This window comes from Acinetobacter equi, assembly GCF_001307195.1.
In the GTDB taxonomy this organism is placed as follows: Bacteria; Pseudomonadota; Gammaproteobacteria; order Pseudomonadales; family Moraxellaceae; genus Acinetobacter; species Acinetobacter equi.
In genome coordinates this window covers 126457-148978 of record NZ_CP012808.1, presented here as the reverse complement: position 1 = coordinate 148978, position 22522 = coordinate 126457, and the positions used below count along the sequence as shown (strand labels likewise).

16 protein-coding genes and 1 pseudogene are annotated in these 22522 nt (G+C 34.3%); 9 read left to right on the top strand and 8 right to left on the bottom strand.

The annotated features are described in order from the left end of the window. Positions 1–104: 104 nt before the first annotated feature. From AOY20_RS00670 to ftn, 5 genes are all read left to right on the top strand, one after another. Positions 105–806 carry a GntR family transcriptional regulator gene (locus AOY20_RS00670; protein ID WP_054580084.1) on the top strand — a complete coding sequence of 234 codons (702 nt, stop codon included), beginning with the start codon at positions 105–107 and terminating at the stop codon, positions 804–806. 6 nt (positions 807–812) lie between these two features. Beyond that, the gene (gene smc, locus AOY20_RS00665) at positions 813–4265 is read left to right on the top strand and encodes a chromosome segregation protein SMC (RefSeq protein ID WP_054580083.1); all 3453 of its coding nucleotides are present in this window, start codon (positions 813–815) and stop codon (positions 4263–4265) included. A gap of 1 nt (position 4266) precedes the next feature. Next, on the top strand, positions 4267–5187 hold the full coding sequence (locus AOY20_RS00660; protein WP_054580082.1) for a cell division protein ZipA C-terminal FtsZ-binding domain-containing protein: 921 nt from the start codon (positions 4267–4269) through the stop codon (positions 5185–5187). Positions 5188–5275: 88 nt separating this feature from the next. Next, positions 5276–7315: an NAD-dependent DNA ligase LigA gene (gene ligA, locus AOY20_RS00655; RefSeq protein ID WP_054580081.1), complete on the top strand. Its 2040-nt coding sequence runs from the start codon at positions 5276–5278 to the stop codon at positions 7313–7315. A 336-nt stretch (positions 7316–7651) separates the two neighbouring features. Then, positions 7652–8116, top strand: coding sequence for a heteropolymeric bacterioferritin subunit Ftn (gene ftn / locus AOY20_RS00650; RefSeq protein ID WP_054580080.1), 465 nt, complete (start codon positions 7652–7654; stop codon positions 8114–8116). A gap of 58 nt (positions 8117–8174) precedes the next feature. Here the strand turns inward: ftn and AOY20_RS00645 are convergent, their stop codons facing one another. Beyond that, positions 8175–9800: an NAD+ synthase gene (locus tag AOY20_RS00645; RefSeq protein WP_054580079.1), complete on the bottom strand. Its 1626-nt coding sequence runs from the start codon at positions 9798–9800 to the stop codon at positions 8175–8177. Between the two features lie 328 nt (positions 9801–10128). Then, the gene (locus tag AOY20_RS00640; protein WP_054580078.1) at positions 10129–10617 is read right to left on the bottom strand and encodes a hypothetical protein; all 489 of its coding nucleotides are present in this window, start codon (positions 10615–10617) and stop codon (positions 10129–10131) included. A gap of 92 nt (positions 10618–10709) precedes the next feature. Between AOY20_RS00640 and AOY20_RS00635 the strand changes: the two genes are divergently transcribed. From AOY20_RS00635 to AOY20_RS00630, 4 genes are read left to right on the top strand one after another with little or no spacing between them, the layout of a single operon-like run. Next, complete coding sequence (locus tag AOY20_RS00635) at positions 10710–12071, top strand: AAA family ATPase (protein ID WP_227510352.1); 1362 nt, start codon at positions 10710–10712, stop codon at positions 12069–12071. Further along, positions 12072–12272, top strand: coding sequence for a hypothetical protein (locus tag AOY20_RS14890; protein WP_227510351.1), 201 nt, complete (start codon positions 12072–12074; stop codon positions 12270–12272). Continuing rightward, positions 12260–12484, top strand: a complete 225-nt coding sequence (locus AOY20_RS14885; RefSeq protein ID WP_227510350.1) for a hypothetical protein — start codon at positions 12260–12262, stop codon at positions 12482–12484. The genes AOY20_RS14890 and AOY20_RS14885 overlap by 13 nt, the downstream gene beginning before the upstream one ends. Beyond that, a complete protein-coding gene (locus AOY20_RS00630) occupies positions 12485–13702 on the top strand; it encodes a VWA domain-containing protein (RefSeq protein WP_227510349.1) in 1218 nt (405 codons plus the stop codon). Between the two features lie 81 nt (positions 13703–13783). Here AOY20_RS00630 and AOY20_RS00625 read toward each other — a convergent pair whose 3' ends face one another. The 6 genes and pseudogenes from AOY20_RS00625 to gltA form a co-directional block, all read right to left on the bottom strand. Then, a complete protein-coding gene (locus AOY20_RS00625; protein WP_054580077.1) occupies positions 13784–15586 on the bottom strand; it encodes an aminopeptidase P family protein in 1803 nt (600 codons plus the stop codon). Further along, the gene (locus AOY20_RS00620) at positions 15579–16406 is read right to left on the bottom strand and encodes an oligopeptide:H+ symporter (protein ID WP_227510410.1); all 828 of its coding nucleotides are present in this window, start codon (positions 16404–16406) and stop codon (positions 15579–15581) included. The genes AOY20_RS00625 and AOY20_RS00620 overlap by 8 nt, the downstream gene beginning before the upstream one ends. A 105-nt stretch (positions 16407–16511) precedes the next feature. Further along, positions 16512–17677, bottom strand: a protein-coding gene (locus tag AOY20_RS00615; protein ID WP_144424744.1) for an IS3 family transposase whose coding sequence is annotated in 2 segments (ribosomal slippage) — positions 16512–17410 and positions 17410–17677 — 1167 coding nt in all. Because the reading frame shifts where the segments join, the coding sequence is not laid out codon by codon here. 66 nt (positions 17678–17743) lie between these two features. Continuing rightward, positions 17744–18397, bottom strand: a pseudogene (locus AOY20_RS00605) (peptide MFS transporter); the annotation flags it as partial. 247 nt (positions 18398–18644) lie between these two features. After that, positions 18645–20165 carry a peptide MFS transporter gene (locus AOY20_RS00600; protein ID WP_054580075.1) on the bottom strand — a complete coding sequence of 507 codons (1521 nt, stop codon included), beginning with the start codon at positions 20163–20165 and terminating at the stop codon, positions 18645–18647. Positions 20166–20372: 207 nt separating this feature from the next. After that, on the bottom strand, positions 20373–21647 hold the full coding sequence (gltA, locus tag AOY20_RS00595) for a citrate synthase (RefSeq protein ID WP_054580074.1): 1275 nt from the start codon (positions 21645–21647) through the stop codon (positions 20373–20375). Positions 21648–22522 lie beyond the last annotated feature (875 nt).

The following is a 22522-nucleotide window of genomic DNA, read 5'->3' as shown; positions in this document are numbered from 1 at the left end:
AAACTGTCTAACAGTGTCATATTCTTTTGTAGAGAAAATCCTTTATAAGGTGCTCTAAATTTGAAATCCATGATCACAGTGAATAAAAAAAAGACAGGGGTGATATGCAAAAACAATATATGGATAGCCTATCTGAAAAAATTGCTCAACATATTAGTGATAAAATTATTGTTGGTGATTTAGTTGAAGGTGAACGAATTCCTGAGCTAAGTATTACTCAGGAATTAGATGTTAGTCGAGGATCTGTAAGAGAAGCATTATTACTATTAGAGCGTACCCATTTAATTGAAATTTATCCGCGACGAGGTGCTGTCGTTTCAGAAATGTCAACCCAAAAAGTCACAGATTTATTTAATGTCACAAGCTTATTATTAGGTACGGTGGTATATCGAATTGCAGAGACTTGGCATTTGAACGACATGATAAAAATAAGAGATCTTTTAGAACAGCTAGTAGAAGCATGTCAGGCAGGGAATATTAATCAATTTTATGATTTAATTTTTCAACTATTTGCTCAAGAAGAAGAATTTATTGGTAATATTTATGTGATAAGATTCTATCAAGAGTTGTTGCCTTCATTGAGAAGGAGCTACTTTTTAGTCTTAAATACATCGCGCAGAGAGCTACAAGAATCATTAGAATTATTTAAACTCGTGATCGATGCTATTTTAACCCGAAAATCACAACAAGCCACTTTATTTATGGAAGATTTTTGCCGACACTTATGTGACTTAGTGTTGGAGTCTCTGACACGAATGAAACAGATCGAATTGGCGTGGGCAAGACGTTCACGACGAAAAAACTAGGATATTATGCGTTTAAGCAGTTTAAAACTTTCAGGCTTTAAGTCTTTTGCCGACAGTACGACATTAAACTTTAAAGCCAACCGTACCGCCGTTGTGGGGCCAAATGGCTGCGGTAAATCAAATGTAATCGATGCGATTCGTTGGGTAATGGGTGAGTCTAGTGCACGCCAATTACGTGGTGGAAGCATGCAAGATGTTATTTTTACAGGAACGGCAAAGCGTAAACCTATTGGAGTAGCAAGTGTAGAATTACGTTTTGATAATACCTATGGGAAGTTAGGTGGTGCTTATAACGCATATAATGAATTAGCTGTTCGTCGACAAGTCAATAGAGATGGGAAATCTGAATATTTTCTCAATGGAACAAAATGCCGTCGCCGTGACATTACCGATATCTTTTTAGGTACAGGTTTAGGACCTCGTTCATACGCAATTATTGAACAAGGAATGATTAACCGTTTAGTTGATGCCAAACCTGAAGAAATGCGTGTTTTTATTGAAGAAGCTGCTGGAGTTTCTCGTTATCAAGCACGTCGTCGTGAAACTATGTTGCATCTTGAGCATACGAATCAAAATTTATCTCGTATTGAAGATATTGCAACAGAATTACGCTCGCAACTTAAAACGCTTAAACGTCAATCTGAAACAGCCATTCAATATAAAGAATTAGAACAGCAGATCCGTACAATTAAGATAGAAGTACTTTCATTTCAATGTGAACAAAGTCTGCGATTGCAAGAAGAATATACAGTTCAAATGAATGATTTAGGCGAACAATTTAAACTTGTTCGTTCGGAACTAACAACACTTGAACATGATTTATCATCTACTAGTGAGTTATTTCAGCGCTTAATTCAACAATCGACACCTTTGCAAAATGAATGGCAACAAGCAGAAAAAAAACTTGCAGAGTTAAAAATGACGTTGGAGCAAAAGCAAAGTTTACTTCAACAAAATACAACGACTTTAACTCAGCTTGAAGAGCAAAAAGTTCAGACCAAAGAACGATTACAGTTAATTGAGCTACAAATTGAAACTTTAGCGCAGCAGCAAGAAGACCAAACGGAACAGTTAAAAGTTCAAGAAGGACAAAGCGCTGATCGTTTACAAGATTTAAATGCACTTAAAGCACAGCATCAACAGGTTGCACAACAATTTGAGCAAGTAAAGCAGCAAGTTGAAAAGCAACAACAGCAAAAAATGCAAATGCTTGCACAGAGTGAGCAGTTAACTAAAAATATTACGCGTATTGAGCAGCAAAAAGAAACTTTGCAGCAACAAGTACAGCAAATTCAGAATCAGTATCAGCAAAATGAAATTGATCAATATGCACAAGAAAAAGTGCAAATTACTCTACAAATAGAGGAGATTGAGACGGTTTTACAGGCTGAACGTGAATTATTAAATCAGATTCAAGAACAGCAAACTCAACAGAAACAATTATGTGCAAACCTTAAATCTGAGATTCAAGTTCTTCAGTCTGAGCAGAAAAATTTAAATCAATTGATGGCTAAAATTAGCCCACAGAAAAATCAACAGTCTACTCAATTGATGGATGTGTTGAAGTTAAGTACTTCAGCAAAACCATATGCACATTTAATTGAAAAATTTATTGCTAAATGGTTATCTGCCAATGTCATTGATGCATCTGAAAACTTTCAAGAAAGTATTGCTCGTCAATTAAAAGCATCAACGAATTTGGTTAAAAATAATATTGCAGGTTTAGTTTGTTTAGCAGAGTGGATTGAGGAACCTATTCATTCTTTATGGCAGCATGTGGCAATTACACAAACACTTGGACAAGCATTGCAGTTGCAATCACAACTACAAACAGGTCAGAGTTTTCTTAGTTTAGATGGCTATCATGTCGGGTCTGATTGGGTGATTGGTCTGATGTATGATGAATCATCACAAGCAGGACAAGGTGCATTAAGTCATCGAATTCGTTTGGATGAAATTGAAGTTCAGTTAAATGAGTTATTGCCTAAATATGATGAAGCAGAAGCTCAACTTCCTTTAATTCTAGAGCAAGTACAGAAAACTCAAGGTGATATTCAAACGCATCAAGAGCAGTTGAAATTACAGCAAAAAGCATTACAAACTTTAGATGTGAATTTGGCAAAAATTCAAAGTACAGCACAAGCATTTACACTGCAAAAACAACAATTGCATAATCAACTTCAACAGTTAGATGAGCAACTTGAAGAAGATGCAATGCAAAAAGATGATTTAGAAATTGATTTGCATTCACTTACATTAAAGTTGGAACAGGCACTTCCAAATTATAAGACGCTCCAATTTCAATTAGATGAATTGACGGAGCAGCTTGAAAACTCACAAACCTTGTTGTCACATACGCAGCAAGAAGTGGAATTGGTAAGACGTCAATCTACTCAAACTAATCAACAACTGGAATTGTTAGAAAAGGATGTTTCATTTTTAAAAGCACAATATCAGCAAATTATGGTGCAAATGGAACAATCTAAAAAGTTTGTAGATCCTGTACAATTAGAATTGCCAGCCTTACAAACACAATATGCTGAACAAGCTGAAACCACTGAAAAGTTACAAAAAACGTGGAATGAGTGGCAAGTTGAATTAAATAATATTCAAGAAAAGCAACAGTCTGTAACTGAAAAGCGACATCAGCATCAACAACAAGATGAGAAGCTTCGTACAGCGCTTGAAGAAAAACGTTTGGCTTGGCAGTCAGCAAAATCTGATTTACAGCATTATTCAGATCAGTTAAAAGAAATGAATAGTGATGTATTAAAAGGTTTAATTATTGATTTGGTAGCTCATCAAGAGAAACTTGAATCTGCACAGAAAAAATTTGAAAAGCTTGGAGCAGTCAATTTGGCTGCTTCAGATGAATATGAAGAAGTTTCAAAACGTTATGAAGAGTTAAGTCATCAAATTGATGATTTAAAAAAAACGGTAGATCAATTACAATCTGCAATGAAAAGTATTGATCAAGAAACTCGTAAATTATTTATGGGGACTTTTGATCAAGTCAATGCAGAGTTACAAGTTTTATTTCCTAAAGTATTTAATGGGGGAGAGGCGAGTTTAAGCCTTGAGGATGATTGGCAGTCTGGCGTTAAGTTAATGGCACGCCCACCAGGTAAGCGTAATAGCTCTTTGGCATTACTTTCAGGTGGAGAAAAGGCATTAACTGCACTTGCGTTGGTTTTCGCAATTTTCCGTTTAAATCCTGCACCATTTTGTGTTTTAGATGAAGTTGATGCACCATTAGATGATGCAAATGTTGGCCGTTTTTGTAATCTTGTAGAAGAGCTTTCAGAACAGGTTCAATTTATTTACATCACACATAATAAGCTGGCAATGACTATGGCAACCGATTTACTTGGTGTGACCATGCCTGAACCAGGAACATCAAAATTAGTTTCAGTAAATTTAGAAGAAGCTGCTGAATATGGTTTAGTTGCGGAGGCGTAAAATGGAAATCACGACAATCGTGGGGATTGTGATTGCGGTTATTATTATGGTGGTTGGACTATGTTTAATGTTCAGAAAACCCCGTGATGCAGCGCCATCGTTAGAAAGTACCTTGCATATCAATGATGAATCACAACAACCGATTATTCCTCGTCACGTCAGAGATCAATTAAAAGTTGAAGATGCTGATCGTGTAGAACCAACATTAGCTGAAAATACTGTTGTTGAAGAAAAAGAAAAGCCTGATACGACAACAGAATCAATTTCATTACAAGAAGAATCTGTTAAAGTTGAAGTAACTGAAGTTAAAAATCAATCTGAAATAACAGATACAGTTGTATCTGAAAAATTGCCAGATTTAAAAACAGAAGTGCAAAGTTTTAATATTAGTCAGCAAATTGATAAAGCAGAAATTGCAGATTTTAATGATGAAAGCTCAATCTTAGATGCACATTTACATGAGCAAAATAGAGTAGATGATGAATGTGCCTTGGTAACAGCTGAGTCATTTATTGCCTTAAATATTATTTCTAAAGGACGTATTTTATCGGGTGAGAAAACCTTAAAAGTTCTTTTAAAATATGGTTTACGTTTTGGCGAAATGAAGTGTTTCCATCGTTATAATGATGATGGTTCAAAGTTACTATTCTCTGTTTTAAAGCTGACAGAAGAAGGAACAGAAGGTTTTGACTTAGAAACTTTATCTACTGAAGAAGTTAAAGGTTTGGCATGTTTCTTAGCTTTACCGCATGGTGATGTTCAAAATGCTTTTGATACTATGGTCAGTATTGCAGGGCTTATTGCTCGTGAAATTGATGGTGTTGTATTGGATCAAGAAAATTATGAGTTAACACCACAATTACGTGAATATTGGCGTCATCAAGCGATTGACTATAAGTCGCAAAAAAATATTCGTGCTTAAGTAGATTGAAAGCCGAAGCAGGGCTTTTTATAATAATCTTATATTTGAAATTTCAGGGCGGGAAACCGCCCTTTTTTATGGTGAAATTATGACTCAAAATTCAACTGTCGTAGCGCAAATGCGTCAATTGATTCAGATGCTTGCAAAGCATAATCATGCTTATTATGTGATGGATCAACCTACTATTGAGGACAGTGAATATGACCAATTATTTCACCAATTAAAAGCATTAGAAGAGCAATATCCAGATTTATTACAAGCAGATACTCCGACCAATAAAGTGGGTGGGCGGCCTTTATCTAAATTTGATAATGTGACACACGTTGTTCCAATGTTGTCATTGGGTAATGTATTTAATCAGGAAGATCTTTTTGCTTTTGCACGACGTGCAGAAGAGCGTTTACCTAATCAACAAATTGAATATGATGTTGAATTAAAATTTGATGGTCTCGCAATTTCATTATGGTATGAAAATGGCATTCTTGTTCGTGGAGTAACACGTGGAGATGGTGAAACTGGAGAAGACATTACTCAAAATGTGAAAACCATTCGTAATTTGCCTAAAGTACTTACTTCAGAATCAGGTCAAATTCCAGAACTTTTAGAAGTTCGTGGCGAAGTGTTAATGCCGAAAGCAGGTTTTGAAAAGCTGAATGCTGAAAATGAAGCTAAAGGTGAAAAAACCTTTGCTAATCCGCGAAATGCAGCCGCAGGTAGTTTACGTCAGCTTGATCCAAATATTGCAGCATCTCGTCCTTTGGCTTTTTATGCTTATGGAATTGCACAGTGCCAGCCACATCATAATCAAACAACCATGTCGGCAAGTTTGCAGTGGTTAACTCAATTTGGATTTGCAGTTGGTGAGCGTCAATTTGTTTGTCAGTCCATTCAAGACGTCCAAAAAGCATATGAACAAATCAATCAAGAACGTCCAAACTTAAGTGTAGAAATTGATGGTATGGTGATTAAGGTTAATGATCTTAAACAACAGCAACAATTAGGTTTTTTAAGTCGTGAACCACGTTGGGCAACAGCCTATAAATTCCCCGCAGTTGCTGCATTGACTGCAGTTGAAAATATTGATTGGCAAGTTGGGCGTACAGGAACGTTAACACCTGTAGCACGTTTAAATCCAGTTGCTGTAGGTGGTGTAACAGTTTCAAATGTAACTTTACATAATATTGGTGAAATTCATCGTTTAGATGTTCGTATTGGCGATACAGTCAGTGTGTATCGTAGTGGTGATGTAATTCCGAAGGTTGAAAAGGTTTGGCCTGAATTTCGCCCTGTAGATGCTGTCGAAGTTCATCTTCCAGAGCAATGCCCAGTATGTTCATCACCCGTAGTTATGCCTGAAGGTGAAGCTTTAGCACGTTGTTCTGGTGGCTTATACTGTGCTGCGCAACGTATTGAAGCAATTCGTCATTTTGTTTCACGTAAAGCAATGGATATTGAAGGTTTAGGTGATCGTTGGGCAGAATCTTTATTACATTTAGATTTATTGAAAGATGTTGCTGATATTTACCATTTGCATGAGCATCGTGAAAAATTACTGACGATTGAAAAAATGGGTGAAAAGTCAGTTCAAAACCTGATTGATTCGATTGAAAATAGTAAGAAAACGACATTGGCATCATTTATTTATGCTTTGGGAATTCGTGGTGTAGGTGAAACTACAGCACGTATGCTAGCAAATACATTCCAAACACTAGATGCTTTACGTGAAGCAGATTTAGATGCTTTAAAGAAAACACCAGATGTAGGTGATATTACTGCGGAATGGATTATTGATTTCTTCCGTGCATCTCATAATTTAGAAGTGGTTGATCGTTTAATTGCCGCAGGAATTCATTGGGATGCACCAATTGCACCAACACGTCAGCCTTTAAATGGTGAAAGTTGGGTGATTACGGGAACCTTAAGCCAAATGGGACGTGATGAAGCTACTCAAATGCTACAAGCGTTAGGTGCACGTGTAAGTGGTAGTGTCTCAAGTAAAACAAAATGTTTAGTGGCTGGTGAAAAAGCAGGTTCTAAACTAGAGAAAGCTGAAAAGCTTGGTGTTCAAGTCCTTACAGAACAAGCATTTTTAGACTTAATGAAAGAATATGGTGTTTATTCAGCTTAACATTTATTCTTTTAAAGAAGCCTAATAACATTGTTGTTAGGCTTTTTTATTTTAAAGTACATAATTTCGAATACAGCATGGAATGATTTTTAGAATAAATAAGACTCATTTTTAATATTTACAATTTTCTCTCTATAGATTGTCTAATAATAAATAAGCGATTCATTTTATTGTGACCTGCAAGGGCTTATTTTATATGTATAAAATTGCAGATTGAAATTGAAAATGCGTATGCTTATCATTTATTTTGTATTAAAATCATAAACTTAGTTGTTTGTGGCGTTGCAATAACAACGCTGTTTCTCCATAATGTTGGAAAATGTATGGAGAATTAAAATGCGTGGCAATCCAGAAGTCGTAGATTATCTAAATATGTTGATTGGTGGCGAACTGGCAGCTCGTGATCAGTACCTTATTCATTCTCGCATGTATGAAGATTGGGGATTAACTAAAATTTTTGAGCGTATCGATCATGAAATGCAAGAAGAAGCACAACATGCTGATGCGCTAATTCGTCGTGTGTTATTTTTAGAAGGCACGCCAAACATGAATCGTGAAGATATTGATGTCGGCACAGATGTTGTTTCATGTTTAAAAGCAGATCTTAAACTTGAATATCATGTGCGTGAAAAACTTGCACAAGGTGTAAAATTAGCTGAAGAGAAAGGCGATTACATTACTCGTGATATTCTTCGTCAACAAATGGCTGATACTGAAGAAGACCATACATATTGGTTAGAAAAACAAATTCGTTTAATTGAGTTAATTGGTTTACAAAATTATATTCAATCTCAAATGTAATTTTAAAATATAAAAAAAGCCCAAATATTAATTTGGGCTTTTTTATTTATAATGCTAATTAAACGCCAGGTTTCCAACCATTTACGATTGGATAGCGACGTTCACGGCTAAACGCACGTGATGTAATGCGAGGACCAATTGCACCTTGGCGACGTTTGTATTCATTACGATCAACCAATTGAATGACTTTTTCAACAACATCTTTTTCAAAGCCCTTAGCAATAATGTCATCTTGGCTTAAATCTTCTTCTATATAAGCATAAAGGATGGCATCAAGGACTTCATATGCAGGTAAAGAGTCTTGGTCTTTTTGATCTGGGCGAAGTTCCGCAGAAGGTGGGCGTGTAATCACACGCTCAGGAATTACAGGTGTTTCAGAAATGCTATTACGGTATTTTGCTAATTCAAAAACAATGGTTTTATATACGTCTTTAAGCACGGCATAGCCACCAACCATATCACCATATAATGTACAGTAACCTACCGCTAATTCAGATTTATTCCCTGTAGATAAGACAAGGTTTCCGAATTTATTTGATAGTCCCATAAGAAGCGTACCACGTGAACGCGCTTGAAGATTTTCTTCAGTTGTATCCGCAGGTGAATTGCCAAAGAATGGGAAAAGAGTTTGCATAAAGCTATTTACAATATTGTTAATTTCAGCAATACCAAATACAACACCTAAATTTTTTGCTTGTTCAGCAGCATCTTCTACACTGATTTGAGCTGTATAGGTATATGGCATCATGACAGCTTGAACTTTTTCTGGACCAATTGCATCTACAGCAATTGCAAGTGTTAATGCTGAATCAATACCACCAGATAGACCTAAAATTACACCCGGAAAACCAGAACGATTAATATAATCACGCGTTGCCATGACTAGGCCTTGGTAAATTTCAGCCATGGTATCAAGAGCAGGTGTCACTTCACCAATTTTAAAGGCTTTTTGAGTAACATCGTATTCTGCAAAAAACACCATTTCTTTATAGCTTGGTGCTTGAAGAGCAATACTACCATCTTGATTAACAACGAAACTTGTACCATCAAAAATTAAGTCATCCTGTCCACCAACTTGGTTAACATAAACTAAATTAATGTTTAGTTGTTTTGCAAGCTCGCTCATCGTTATAACACGATGCTGAGGCTTACCTACTTCATAAGGTGATGAATTTAGGACAAGTACAGTTTCAACATTTAATTGAGAAAGTTGCTGTACAGTTTTGAGTGACCATGTATCTTCACAAATTAAAACACCAAATTTATGCCCTAAGTATTCAAATACAAGATGTTGGTGACCTTCACTAAAATAGCGTTTTTCATCAAAAACACTATAATTTGGTAGATTTTGCTTATTGTAGATTCCTAAAATTTGACCATCTTTCATGACGGCAGCAGAATTATAACGTTGACCATCTTCAGTTTGATTTACGAAACCGAAGACCATCACAATATCTTTCACTTTGCTGAGCTGTTTAAATGCTAGTTCGCTGCGTTTTGTTAAGCTAGGACGAAGAAGTAAATCTTCCGCAGGATAACCGATCATTGAAAGTTCTGGAAAAACAATAATATCCGCATGTTGCTTTTTTGCTTCATTTGTTTGTTCAATCATTCGTTGAACATTTATTTCAATATTGCCGACATGTGGAGAGAATTGTGCTAGGGCAATTTTAAAAGATTTCATTTAAATTTAATCCTATTCCTATAGGTTAAAACATACATGCTCCAGTTCGTTTTCATTATTTATGCGGAGTACGTATGTTTTCGTAAAAATTAATGCCAATATGGCAAATATCAAAAAAGAACCTTATTTATTTCACTGAAAATTATGAAATTTGTCAGCGTAAAAAAGTTAGCGCAAACTATTTTAGCTTAATTTAAAAGAGATGCTAGAGCATATTGATATTAATTCATGTTATATGCATATTTAATTAATATTTCTAGTTATTAAGTGTTGCAAATCTTGTATCAATATTTTTAAAACCTCAAAAAACCTGTCTTTGTTCGTGATATTAGTCATATAAAATAATATTGGGAATTTTTTTTAAATAAATATCTCGTGCAATGTCCCCTTGTTGCTCAATGTTATAGCTAGAAAAACGTTTACCTTTCGTAAAAATATACTTATAAGGATTATATAAGCCGAAGCTGAAATAATGAGCAAATTGTAAAAGAGCACCTTGTAATAAGACATTGATATTTTTTTGATATTGTAAAATATGTGTCATTTCATGAATAAAAATTCCTCTATAAATTATATTTTCTTTTGAGTAGTCTTTCTTAAAATGCAAATCGCGAATATGAATATAACCTTCAGGTGCCATAAACATATTATTTGGCTGCCAAGGTAAATAAGGCTGATTTACAATTTTTACTTTTTGATACTGAATTAATGAACCAAATACAGTTCTACACATTTCAATTTCACCTTGCGTCAACATTCTGTATTGAAATTTTTTTAATCTCAGTAGTTGAGGTAGTTTTAAGGTGAAAATCCACATTCAAGTTTAAAGCAGTATTATTTTTACGCATAATATACTCGAAGTGCTTTCCAGCAAAAAGAGAAATTTTGTTCTACTGTTGATTTTTTTCTATGCATAACGAAGAAGCAAGTTACAATTTAGTACTTCATTTTGTTTCTAGTTCTAAATTTATGAAAACACGTATTAATGCCTTGATTGTAGAAATGAGCAAAAACATGTATGAGCGTGAAAATATTATTGCACTCAGTTTGTTGGCTGGTATAGCGGGGCAGAATACATTTCTATTTGGACAACCAGGAACGGCAAAAAGTTTAATTTCACGCAGAATAGCTGCAGCATTTGAAATACATTCATATTTTGAATATTTAATGAATCGATTTAGTACACCAGAAGAAATTTTTGGTCCAGTATCAATTAAAGCATTAAAAGAAGATCAATATTTACGAAAAACAGAACATTATTTAGCACGAGCAGATTTTGCTTTTTTGGATGAAATTTGGAAGGCAAGTCCAGCCATTTTAAATACATTACTAACCTTAGTGAATGAAAAAATATTTAAAAATGGAGATTTAATCCAAAGTGTTCCATTAAATGTATTAATGAGTGCATCGAATGAAATACCTGAACCCAATCAGGGGCTAGATGCATTATATGATCGTTTTATTGTTAGATTAGTGGTACATCCAATTCATGAAACGCAAAATTTTCATGCCTTATTACAAGCGAAACCAAGTCAGCATAAAGTTGAATTGAGTGATGGCTTAAAAATTACTAAAGCAGAATTAGTAAACTGGCGTGAGTCTATTTATGATGTTGAATTAACAAATTTTGTATTAAAACTATTTGATGAAATCAAACATCGATTATTAGAAAACTTTGAAGATCATCAGGTTTATGTTTCAGACCGTCGTTGGCAACGTGTAGCTTATTTAGTAAAAGCGAGTGCCTTTTTAAATGATCGCACGGAAGTTCTAGCGAGCGATTTATTTATCCTAAAATATTGTTTATGGAATCAAGAAGAAGATATTACATTTGTTGCTAAAATTATTGATGAAGTGATTTTAGAATTGGGCTTAAATGATGAGTTTGATTTAGATACGTTGATTATTGAAAAAGAACAATTAGAACAGCGTATTTTGATGTGTTTTTATTATACAGATGACGTATATGAAAGTTATCTTATTCAAAATAAAGAATATGTTCGTGCGACTACAAATTTAGATCATCATTACCAAGATAAAACACTTTATTTAGAACTGAATAAAATGGACAGTAAAACAGATTTCTTTGCTATAGATGCAACAGGTGAAGAAATAAGAGGAATTGTCTGTAATTTTAATGGTGCACGTGTTTGTACCTTAAGAGGAGGATATTATGGGTTGGAAGAAGTGGTTACACCTTATATTAAGTATGCAAAGGGAACACAAAGACGTGAAATTTCAATACAGAAAAAACAAGAATTAGAACAATAATTGAAAATTTTGACAGAGAAATTAAAGACAGCTGAACAGCAATTAAAGCAATATTTTGAGCAGAAAAAACAACATTTTTATTCTATGTTTATAGATATTCAAGACACTGAAAATTTAGTGAATGCTGTAGAAAAGCAATTGTCTCGTTATCAATTGCAAATTCAAGATTGTGAACGCTTGGAACAGCTATGTCATCACTAAAAATAGATCGTCAAAAATCACAACAAGCTTTATCACGTGTTACAGATCAACTTTATGATGAGTTGCGTCAGTCTACGTTAAAACATTGGTTGGAAGATCGTAAAGTTGAAAAGCATTTAGATCAGAAAGTTAGAGAGTGGGCATTTCAAGCAAAATCTAATTTAGACCAACAGCATCCTTATTTACTTGTACAACAGCAATTAGAATATTAGATGAATCTAGAAAATATAGATCAGCTACAGTTGAGTGAAATGCTGCAACAATATCGTGATTTTGCTGAAGGTTTAGGCTTTCCTGATTTCACGGAATTTTGGCAAAGTACGCATCATCAAGTGAAGCAAAACTCAGTCATACAATTACAAGCACAGTTAATAGAAGAAAAGTGGCAGAGGCAATTAACAGAAGCAATTGCACATTGGGAGTTTGAACAACTTGCCTTACAACGAGACGCTTTTTTAGATGAAATAAAGGATTTCTTAGCAACATTGCAAAGAATGGCGAAACATAAAGAAAGTTTAGGCATGGAAACAGGAATTTTGATTGATTATTCCAAAGGTCAACTTTCTGCTCAAGACCTACATAATTTTGAAGAATGGGCAAATTATTTAGAAAAAGATCAAGAGCTCATGCATTTGTGTCGTTTAATTGGTTCTGCACAACCGACTTCAATGCATAGAAAAATGTTAAATATCCAGCAAGATCAACAGCCAGAAGTAGAGATGGAAACGGTTTGTGCACAAGAAGAGTTTTCAGGTATTAAATTCTCTCAAGAATTACATTTGGCATTACCAAGTGAGCTTGCATTATTGGTTGATCCAGATTTACAAATTTTATTTGATTTAAAGTATTTAGAATCAAATTTAATGAGTTTTAATACACAAGGAAATGATGCAAATAGAGTCATTGAAGACACGACAAAACGTAAAAAACGGGTTGGGCAAAAAGGACCGATGGTAGTATGTTTAGATACGAGTGGGTCAATGCATGGACAGCCTGAATTAATTGCAAAAGCGATTTGTTTATATTTGTCTATCCAAGCATTTAAAGCTAAACGAGCAATGTATATCATCAATTTTTCAACAAATATAATCACATTGGATTTACAGAAAGATCATTCTTTTGATGATGTTATTCATTTTCTAAGTCAATCATTTCATGGTGGAACAGATATTATTCCTGCATTAGAACATGCAACAGAAATGTTAAAACAGCCAGACTTTGATCGGGCAGATATTGTTGTCATTTCTGATTTTATTATGGGGAATTTTAATACGGACTTAATTGAAAAAATTCAACAAAATAAATCACATGGACATGGTTTTTATGCTGTTGCGATTGGAAATTTTAGATTTGATCATTTAGATGAGCAGCTATTTGATCATCAATGGATTTATCAATCTAATACAAGAAAGGTTGTGCAATTAAATTAATATGATCATCACTATTTCAAAAGTTAAAATTAAATGAAATAGTGATGATATTTTTATTGTATTGATTACTAAAACAGTGAATTAAATAGCACGTGTATTATGGTTTAACCATGCTAAAACCTCACCCTGTAAAAAAGGTGAAAGTTTTGCTTGAACATTTTCATGATATTGATTTAACCATTCGCGCTCATTTTCTGTGAGCAGTGAACGTTCTATACAGTCCAAATGAATTGGACATAAAGTCAGTGTTTCGAATTCTAAAAAATCCCCATAAATCGTTTGAGAATTTTCTTTTAAACGATTTACAACAAGGTTTTCAATACGAATACCATACTTACCTTCATGGTAAAGCCCAGGTTCATTTGATGTAATCATCCCTTCACGTAATTTTGAATATGCATGAATTGGAGCGTAATAAGACAGTACCTGTGGTCCTTCATGAACATTCAGTGCAAAACCGACGCCATGACCTGTGCCATGGCGATAATCCAATTGATATTTCCATAAATGTTGACGTGCAATCGAATCTAATAGAGGTGCTGCAAGACCTTTAGGAAATACCATTTGAGCCAAAGCAATATGACATTTTAAAACTAATGTATAGTCACGTTTTTGTTCAGCAGATAGGATACCAATCGGGACAACGCGTGTAATGTCTGTTGTACCTTCTTCATATTGACTACCTGAATCTATAAGCAATAGACCATTACCGTGTATTTCGCTATAACTTTCGGGCGTTGCACGATAATGGGGAAGTGCTCCATTTTCATTAAATCCTGCAATTGTTGAAAAGCTTAGACCAATGAATCCTTCTTGTTGTGCACGAAATGCTGTAATTTTCTCATCAATTGTTAATTCATTAATGGATTCATTATTTTTTAAAGCAGATTCAAGCCAGTGGAAAAAATGACATAAAGCAATGCCATCTTTTTGCATGGCAGTTTTAATGTGTTCAATTTCTGAAGTATGTTTTTGAGCTTTAAATAATGTACTTGGATTAATATCTTCAATAACTTTTGTTTCAGCACTAAAGGCTTGTTGGTGAAAATAAGATATTTTTGCAGGATCGATAAGAATTTGTTTATCACGAAGCTGAGAAAGAAATTCTTGAGTTTGATGATATTCAAGAATTTGAATTTGATCTGCTTCAAGTTGTGTTTTTAGTGTCGTATCTATTTTTGAAGAGTCGATAAATAAAACGATTTGTTGTTGATTAATATATAAATGTGAAAGAAAGATTGGATTATATTCTACATCTGCACCACGACAATTTAGAATCCAAGCAATATCATCTAATGCAGAAATAAAATGTCCATTGATTTGACGTTCTATTAAATGCTCACGAATTTTTTCAATCTTTTCTAAGCGAGAAAGTGCATTAATCCCATCTTTCATTGCATAAATAGGATGTTGCGGTAATGCAGGGCGGTTGTTCCAAATTTTAGCAATAAGGTCTATATCTTCAATAATTTGAAAATTTTTCTGTTGCGCTATGTGTTTCAAAATAGCAAATTGTTGAACTGATATGGTTTGTGTATTTACAGAAATTTGAGCATTTTCATTTAAATGTTCTGCTAGCCATGACCAATGATTTGTACTTTCATCATTGGTGAGTTTCTGTAAGGTAAAGCCAGTATTCTGAAGCTGATGTTCTGCTTGAACCCAATAACGTCCATCTACCCAAAGCCCTGCAAAATGCTGTGTCACAACAACAGTACCAACTGAGCCTGTAAAACCTGTTAGCCATTCCCGAATTTTCCAAAAGTCAGGTAGATATTCAGACATATGTGGATCTGCACTCATTGCAATGAAAACATCAATTTGCAATAAAGACATTTGTTCTCTTAATAATGTCAGTCTTTTGGAAATATCATGCTTATTCATAAGAAGAATCCACTTTTTTAGGTGAGGAATGAATGAGTTTTGAAAACGGCTTATTTAGAATGAATAATATGGCTGCACTAACGATGAGTATTACGGCACATTGCTTAAACATAGAAGGAAGTTCATTAATGTTTTCGGCGGAAACTTCACCACCTACAAGACCAGCAATCATGCCACCTAAAGCAGAAGAGATAAACCATAATCCCATTATTTGCCCTTGCATCCTTTGTGGCGCAAGGACTGTCATACACGATAAACCAATTGGACTAAAACACAACTCTCCAATAGTAAGAAATAAGTAAAATGCAATAATCCAAAGAGAGGAAATAGCCATTCCATTTGCTTGAACCAATTGGTGACTAGCAAAATATAAAATAATAAAACTAATTGAACCTAGAAATAGAGCTAAACCAAACTTTGAAATATAGCTAAGATCTTGGTTTTTACGCCCAAGTTTGACCCAAATAAAAGCTAAGATTGGTGAAAAGATAATAATGAAGATAGGGTTAATTGCTTGAAACCATGCTGTTGGAATCATAAAACCTAATACGGAACGATTGGTAAAATCTTCTGTAAATAATGTAATTGATGTATAGGTTTGGTCAGATGCAGACCAAAAGATAGCAGCGGCAATAATAAGAATAAAGCATACGACGAGCTGTTTCTTTTCTTGTGATGTTGTTTTTGCAATAAAGATTAAATAAACAAAATATAAAATTAAAATTGAAAATGTCATGATTGCGAGGTATGACAGAACAATAACGGGATTAAATGGAATGATTTTAAAAGTGATTAAAGTAATGATAGTGGTGAGACAAATTAAAAATATATAGATATATTTAGATGCATTTGGATTGTAGTTAACAGCACGATTCCAATTATTTGATGTGTGCTGAAATAACAGGACACTTCTACTTGGGAAATTCTAGGCAGCCATCCTGTAAAAGTCTTCTGCCATTTGATTTGGTGTCTTAAAGTCCAATCCTTTCTGAATTCTCTGCTGATTATAAAATAGCTCTATGTATTTTGTAATATCTGCTTTAGCTTCTTCCCTTGTTTTATAATTGCGATGATGAACCAATTCATTTTTTAATATTCCCCAGAAGCTCTCAATAGGAGCATTATCGAAGCAATCACCGCGTTTACTCATTGATCCCTGAAATCCATATTTTTCAAGTATCTTTCGATATTCATGACTACAGTATTGGCTGCCCCTGTCAGAGTGAATAATCAAGTCTTGAGAGGGTTTATGATTTCGAATCGCCATGCTCAGTGCATTGCAAACGAGCTGTGACGTCATCCGTTCACTCAAGCTATACCCAACTACTTGTTTGCTGCAAAGATCTTTTAAAGCCGCTAAATACAGCCATCCTTCAGCTGTCCACACGTATGTAATGTCACTTACCCATGCAATGTTTGGAGCAGTCACTGTAAAATTTTGCTCTAACAAATTATTGTAAACCGTACGTTGATGGTCGCTATGAGTTGTTTTTTTGAAACGCCTATGCCGCTTACAATACAGCTGATTAAGTTTTTTAATACAACGAACTGCATACTCGCTAATTTCTATTCCTTGTGCCTGTAAGTACTTGGTTAAACGAATATAACCATAGCTTTCATTGGTTTCTTGGTGAGCAATTTTAACCAATATTGTTTGATGATTTCTCTGAATAACCCGCTTACTTAAGCCATATTTTAACCATTCATAAAATCCAGAAACTGAAACGTGGAGTAACCGAGCCATCATAGTGACTGAGTATGCATGTTTTTGCTGTTTCATATGTACGTACTTTACTGACTTTCTTTGGCAAAGTACGCTGCTGCTTTTTTTAGAAATTCTCTTTCCATTTCAGCGGTTTTAAGTTGCTGCTTCAGTTTTTTATTTTCCTCGAGAAGAGCAACGAGATCAGGTGAATATTGTTGTGTGCCTACTAATTTTCCAGCTTTTGCTTTATTGTACCAATTTGAAAGGGTTTGCATTGAAATGCCAAGCAGTCGTGCTGTTTCTGAAACATTGCCATTGTTTGAATCAATAGCTTTGATTGCTTCAGCTTTGAATTCTGCTGTATAAATCTTTTGTTTTTTGCTCATGGTAAACTCCTGATGAGTATGTGTAGTTTACCAAGTTAAAGTCTCCGTTTTTTTCAGCACACATCAATTTTCAGATTCTCTTAAAGCATTAAAATATTTAAGCTGGGGAATAGAAACAAATCTAAAAATTAGTAATGCCAATAACATGCCAATACCACCAGCACCAAAACCAATGTGCCAGCCGTAATTTTCAGCCAATATTCCTGTAACTAAAGGTGAAATTAACCCACCGATATTGATGCCCATATAAAAAATTGAAAATCCAGCATCACGACGTGAATCTTTTGGTGAGTATAAAGTACCTACAATTGTTGATATACAAGTTTTAAATAAGCCACTACCTAAAACAATAAAAACTAAGCCAAGATAAAAAAAGAAATGCCCAAAAATGGCATCTAATGCAATGCTTAAATGTCCTAATGCAATAATGACAGAACCATACCAAATAGAGCGAGCTTGTCCTATGCAACGGTCGGCAATCCAACCGCCAAAAATAGTAATAAGATAAAGAGATCCAGAGAATATACCTAAAATAGCCGAAGATGTTGGGCGGTCTAAACCCATTCCTCCACTGGTTGTGATTGCTGCCATATATAAAATAAGTAAAGGAAGAATACCGTAGTAAGAAAAGCGCTCCCAAAGTTCTACATAAAAGAGACCTTGTAAAGGTTTGGGATGCCCAAAAAATTCTTTATCACATTGTTTAAATTTATTATCCATAACAAACATTCCTTGTTGTTTTTGTTTCTAAATTTTCATTTTTAATATATGGAGTTTCGGAATGTAGACATATGTTGTGAGTGTAATAAAGTGTAGATAAAATATATATTCAGTAATAATTTTGTATTTTTACTTAATAGTGTGTTTTTTATACATGGGAAGTGTAATAGTTTTAACTTATTTAAAAATCAAAAAATAATTCAAGAATTTAAAAATAGGGAGCTTTTGCTCCCTAATAAAGAGTATTTTAGTTATTTGAGGTGGTTAAAAATTTCAGAATTGGTTTTTTAAATATAAATAAGATAATGGCACCAGCAAATAAGATTATTGCACATTGTATAAAGAGCATTGGTAATTCTTGTAAAGACTCTGCGGAAACATGCCCACCAATTAATCCTGCAATTAAGCTTCCAAGAGCGATTGATGTCATCCATAGCCCCATAATTTGACCACGAAGCTGAGTTGGAGCTAATTTTGTCATTGCCGAAAGACCAATTGGGCTTAGACAAAGTTCTCCTAATGTTAAGAATAATAAACTAAACACTAGCCATAGAGGTGATACGAGTGCACCACCATTTAAAATAATTCTTTGACTGGCAAAATACATAATAATAAAACTACAGCCAGCTAAAGCTATAGAAATTATAAATTTAGTAATATAGCTTGGATTTAAATTTGATTTACCTAATTTAGTCCATAACCATGCCAAAACTGGGGCGAAAAGAACCATAAAAATAGGATTAAGAGATTGAAACCAAACCGTTGGTATTTCGTATCCACCTACGTAACGTTGCGTAAAATCTTGAGCGAACAAATTAAATGAGGTTGGTTGTTGCTCAAGACTAGACCAAAAGAAAACAGCAATAATGATTAAAAGAAAACACATCATGATTTGCTTTTTTTCATTCGGTGTTGAGTTTGCTAAAAAGATTAAATAAATAAAATAGATTAGTAATACTATACAAATGGATGCTGTTAGATATTTGCTTAATATAATTGGATTAATGGTAATGATATTGAGTGTGACTAAGCTGATGATTATTGTGCAGAATAGGATAAATGCAAAGACTATTTTAGGTGCAGATTTCTTTGGGGTAACAGGTTTATTCCATGCAGATTCAGTCGCTTGATTTTCATTAAATTTGACTAATTGTGGCGTACAAGTGAATCGGAAAAAAATTAGGGCAATCAGCATTCCAATACCACCAATACCAAAGCCAATATGCCAACCATTATTCTCAATGAATAAACCTGTAAATAATGGGGCAATAAATGCGCCTAAGTTTATTCCCATATAAAAAATTGAAAAGCCAGCATCACGCCGTGTATCTTGCGCGTTATAGAGGGTACCAACAATAACAGTAATACAGGTTTTAAAGAGACCACTGCCTAGAACAATTAACACAAGTCCAAAGTAAAAAAAGAATTGGTCAAACCAAGCATTAAGAGCAATAGATAAATGCCCTAAAGCCATTAAGATTGAACCATACCAAACGGATCGGGCTTGCCCAAGCCAATTGTCTGCAATCCAGCCACCAAAAATTGTAATTAAGTATATAGAGCCTGCAAATAATCCAACAATAGCCGCTGCTGTTGGTCGGTCTAATCCTAAGCCACCATTAATGCTTAATGCGGACATATATAAAATGAGAAGAGGGCGTATGCCATAGTAGGAAAATCGTTCCCAAAATTCAGTAAAAAATAAATCTTTTAATGGTTTTGGATGTCCAAAAAATGCAGTATTGTCCTGCTCATGTGAGTTTTTCATCATATACTTCCTTGTGTTTTTTCGTTTTTATTGTTGCTTTATAGAAAATATATGAGTTATAAATTTGTATGCTAATGAGGTATGGTAATACTTTGTATGAGTTTTTAAAGTCAGTATATTATTTTGTAAATTAATATAATGTATGTTGTTTTAAATGTAAAAAACCACCCAAAAGGGTGGTTTTGTTGTCTAACAACGCAGACCGAATTAACGGTTGATATCGCGTTGAGTCGCGCCAGTATAAAGCTGACGAGGACGACCGATCTTGTAAGGACCGCTGTGCATTTCTAACCAGTGGCTGATCCAACCAACTGTACGTGCAAGAGCGAAAATTACAGTAAACATTTCTGTTGGGATACCAATCGCTTTAAGGATGATACCTGAGTAGAAGTCTACGTTAGGGTATAAGTTACGTTTGATGAAGTATTCATCAGAAAGTGCAATACGTTCAAGTTCCATTGCAAGAGCAAGTTGTGGATCGTTGATACCAAGCGCGCTAAGCACTTCGTCACAAGTCTCTTTCATTACTTTTGCACGTGGATCGAAGTTTTTGTAAACTCGGTGACCGAAGCCCATAAGTTTAACTTCTTTAGTTTTTACTTTTTCCATGAAGCCAGCAACGTTTTCTACAGTGCCGATTTCATCAAGCATCTTAAGAACAGCTTCGTTTGCACCACCGTGAGCAGGACCCCAAAGTGCAGAGATACCAGCAGCGATACATGCATACGGGTTAGCGCCAGTAGAACCAGCTAAACGTACTGTAGAAGTAGATGCGTTTTGTTCGTGGTCAGCATGAAGCGTAAAAATACGGTCCATTGCTTTAGCAAGAATAGGGTCAACTTTGTAATCACGATCTGCTGGAGTAGCAAACATCATGTACAAGAAGTTTTCAGCGTAGCTTAAGTCATTACGTGGGTAAACGAATGGTTGACCAACAGTATACTTGTAGCTCCACGCAGCAAGCGTAGGAATTTTCGCAATTAAACGGATCGCTGTGATTTCACGGTGATCAACGTTTTCGATATCCAAGTTGTTGTGATAGAACGCAGATAATGCACCAACAACACCAACCATGATTGCCATAGGATGAGCATCACGACGGAAACCATTATAGAAACGGCTAACTTGGTCATGAACCATAGTGTGGTTACGAACTTTAGAGTCGAAGTCAGCTTTTTGTTCAGGAGTTGGTAATTCACCATTTAACAACAAGTAGCAAGTTTCTAAGTAATCTGCTTTAGTTGCTAATTGGTCAATTGGATAACCACGGTGTAAAAGAATCCCTTTACCGCCATCAATGAAAGTGATCTTTGATTCACAAGAGGCAGTCGCCATAAAACCAGGATCAAAAGTAAAGTGACCAGAGGCCAATACATCCTTAACGTCGATTACATCTGGGCCCAATGTACCGCTGTAAATTGGTAATTCAATTTCTTTGCCATCAAGCTGTAAAACGGCTTTTTTGCCAGTTGCTTCAGACATTCAATAGATCTCCTGTCCTGGTGAATGTAAATCCGATCTAGGGTTTTTATCTTTTAATCCGTCAATCGGAGGTTTCAAAAATTGCTATAAGATTAGTGAGTACTGAAATTTTGTCAATTATACTTATGGATAAAAAGTGACAGCTTAAAATAAAGCGAATCAATTATATTGAGTATAAAATCTTAATAAAATCACAGTATCAGCAGGGTATAATATGTCAAATTAACTTAGAGTTGCAGAAAAAATTTTAAATTGGTGCTGAATTGTAACTATTTTTGAATTTTAAAAAATTAAAAATGATCAATATTAAATCCTAGCATTTTGGTCTAAATTATTATAATTCTCGTAACTTACATAAAATTATGATGGAAAATAAAAAATAATAAATTGAAAAAATGTAGAATATGTCTCATTTTTTCAAATGTTTGTTTGTCTAAAAAAAACACATTTAAATTGATTAGTTTTTATCAGATAAAGAGAAAAGGGTATTGTTTTAATATTCTGGTGAATAATAATTGTGCTAATTGGGTGCTGCTAATCAATTAATATGAATTTAAGTACTTATTTAAGAAGTATTTATTTTATGTAAGATGTTTTATTAAATACTCACTATTTATTAAAAAAATACTGTATTGCAAAGTATTAAAAATTCGAATATAGACTGAAATGGTAGATTTTTTGTTCTGCTTTAGTCTTAATAGAAACAGACCTTATAATTCAAGTAATGAAAAATTTAAAATAAAATTTAGTTTTTAAAACAATAGCCTAGTTTATTTTTGTAAATCAAATGGATGAATTATGAATTGAGATTTTAATGTTAATGATTCTTATTTAAGGTTTTTTTATTGAAAAATAGGCGGGATGTTGTTTGTATT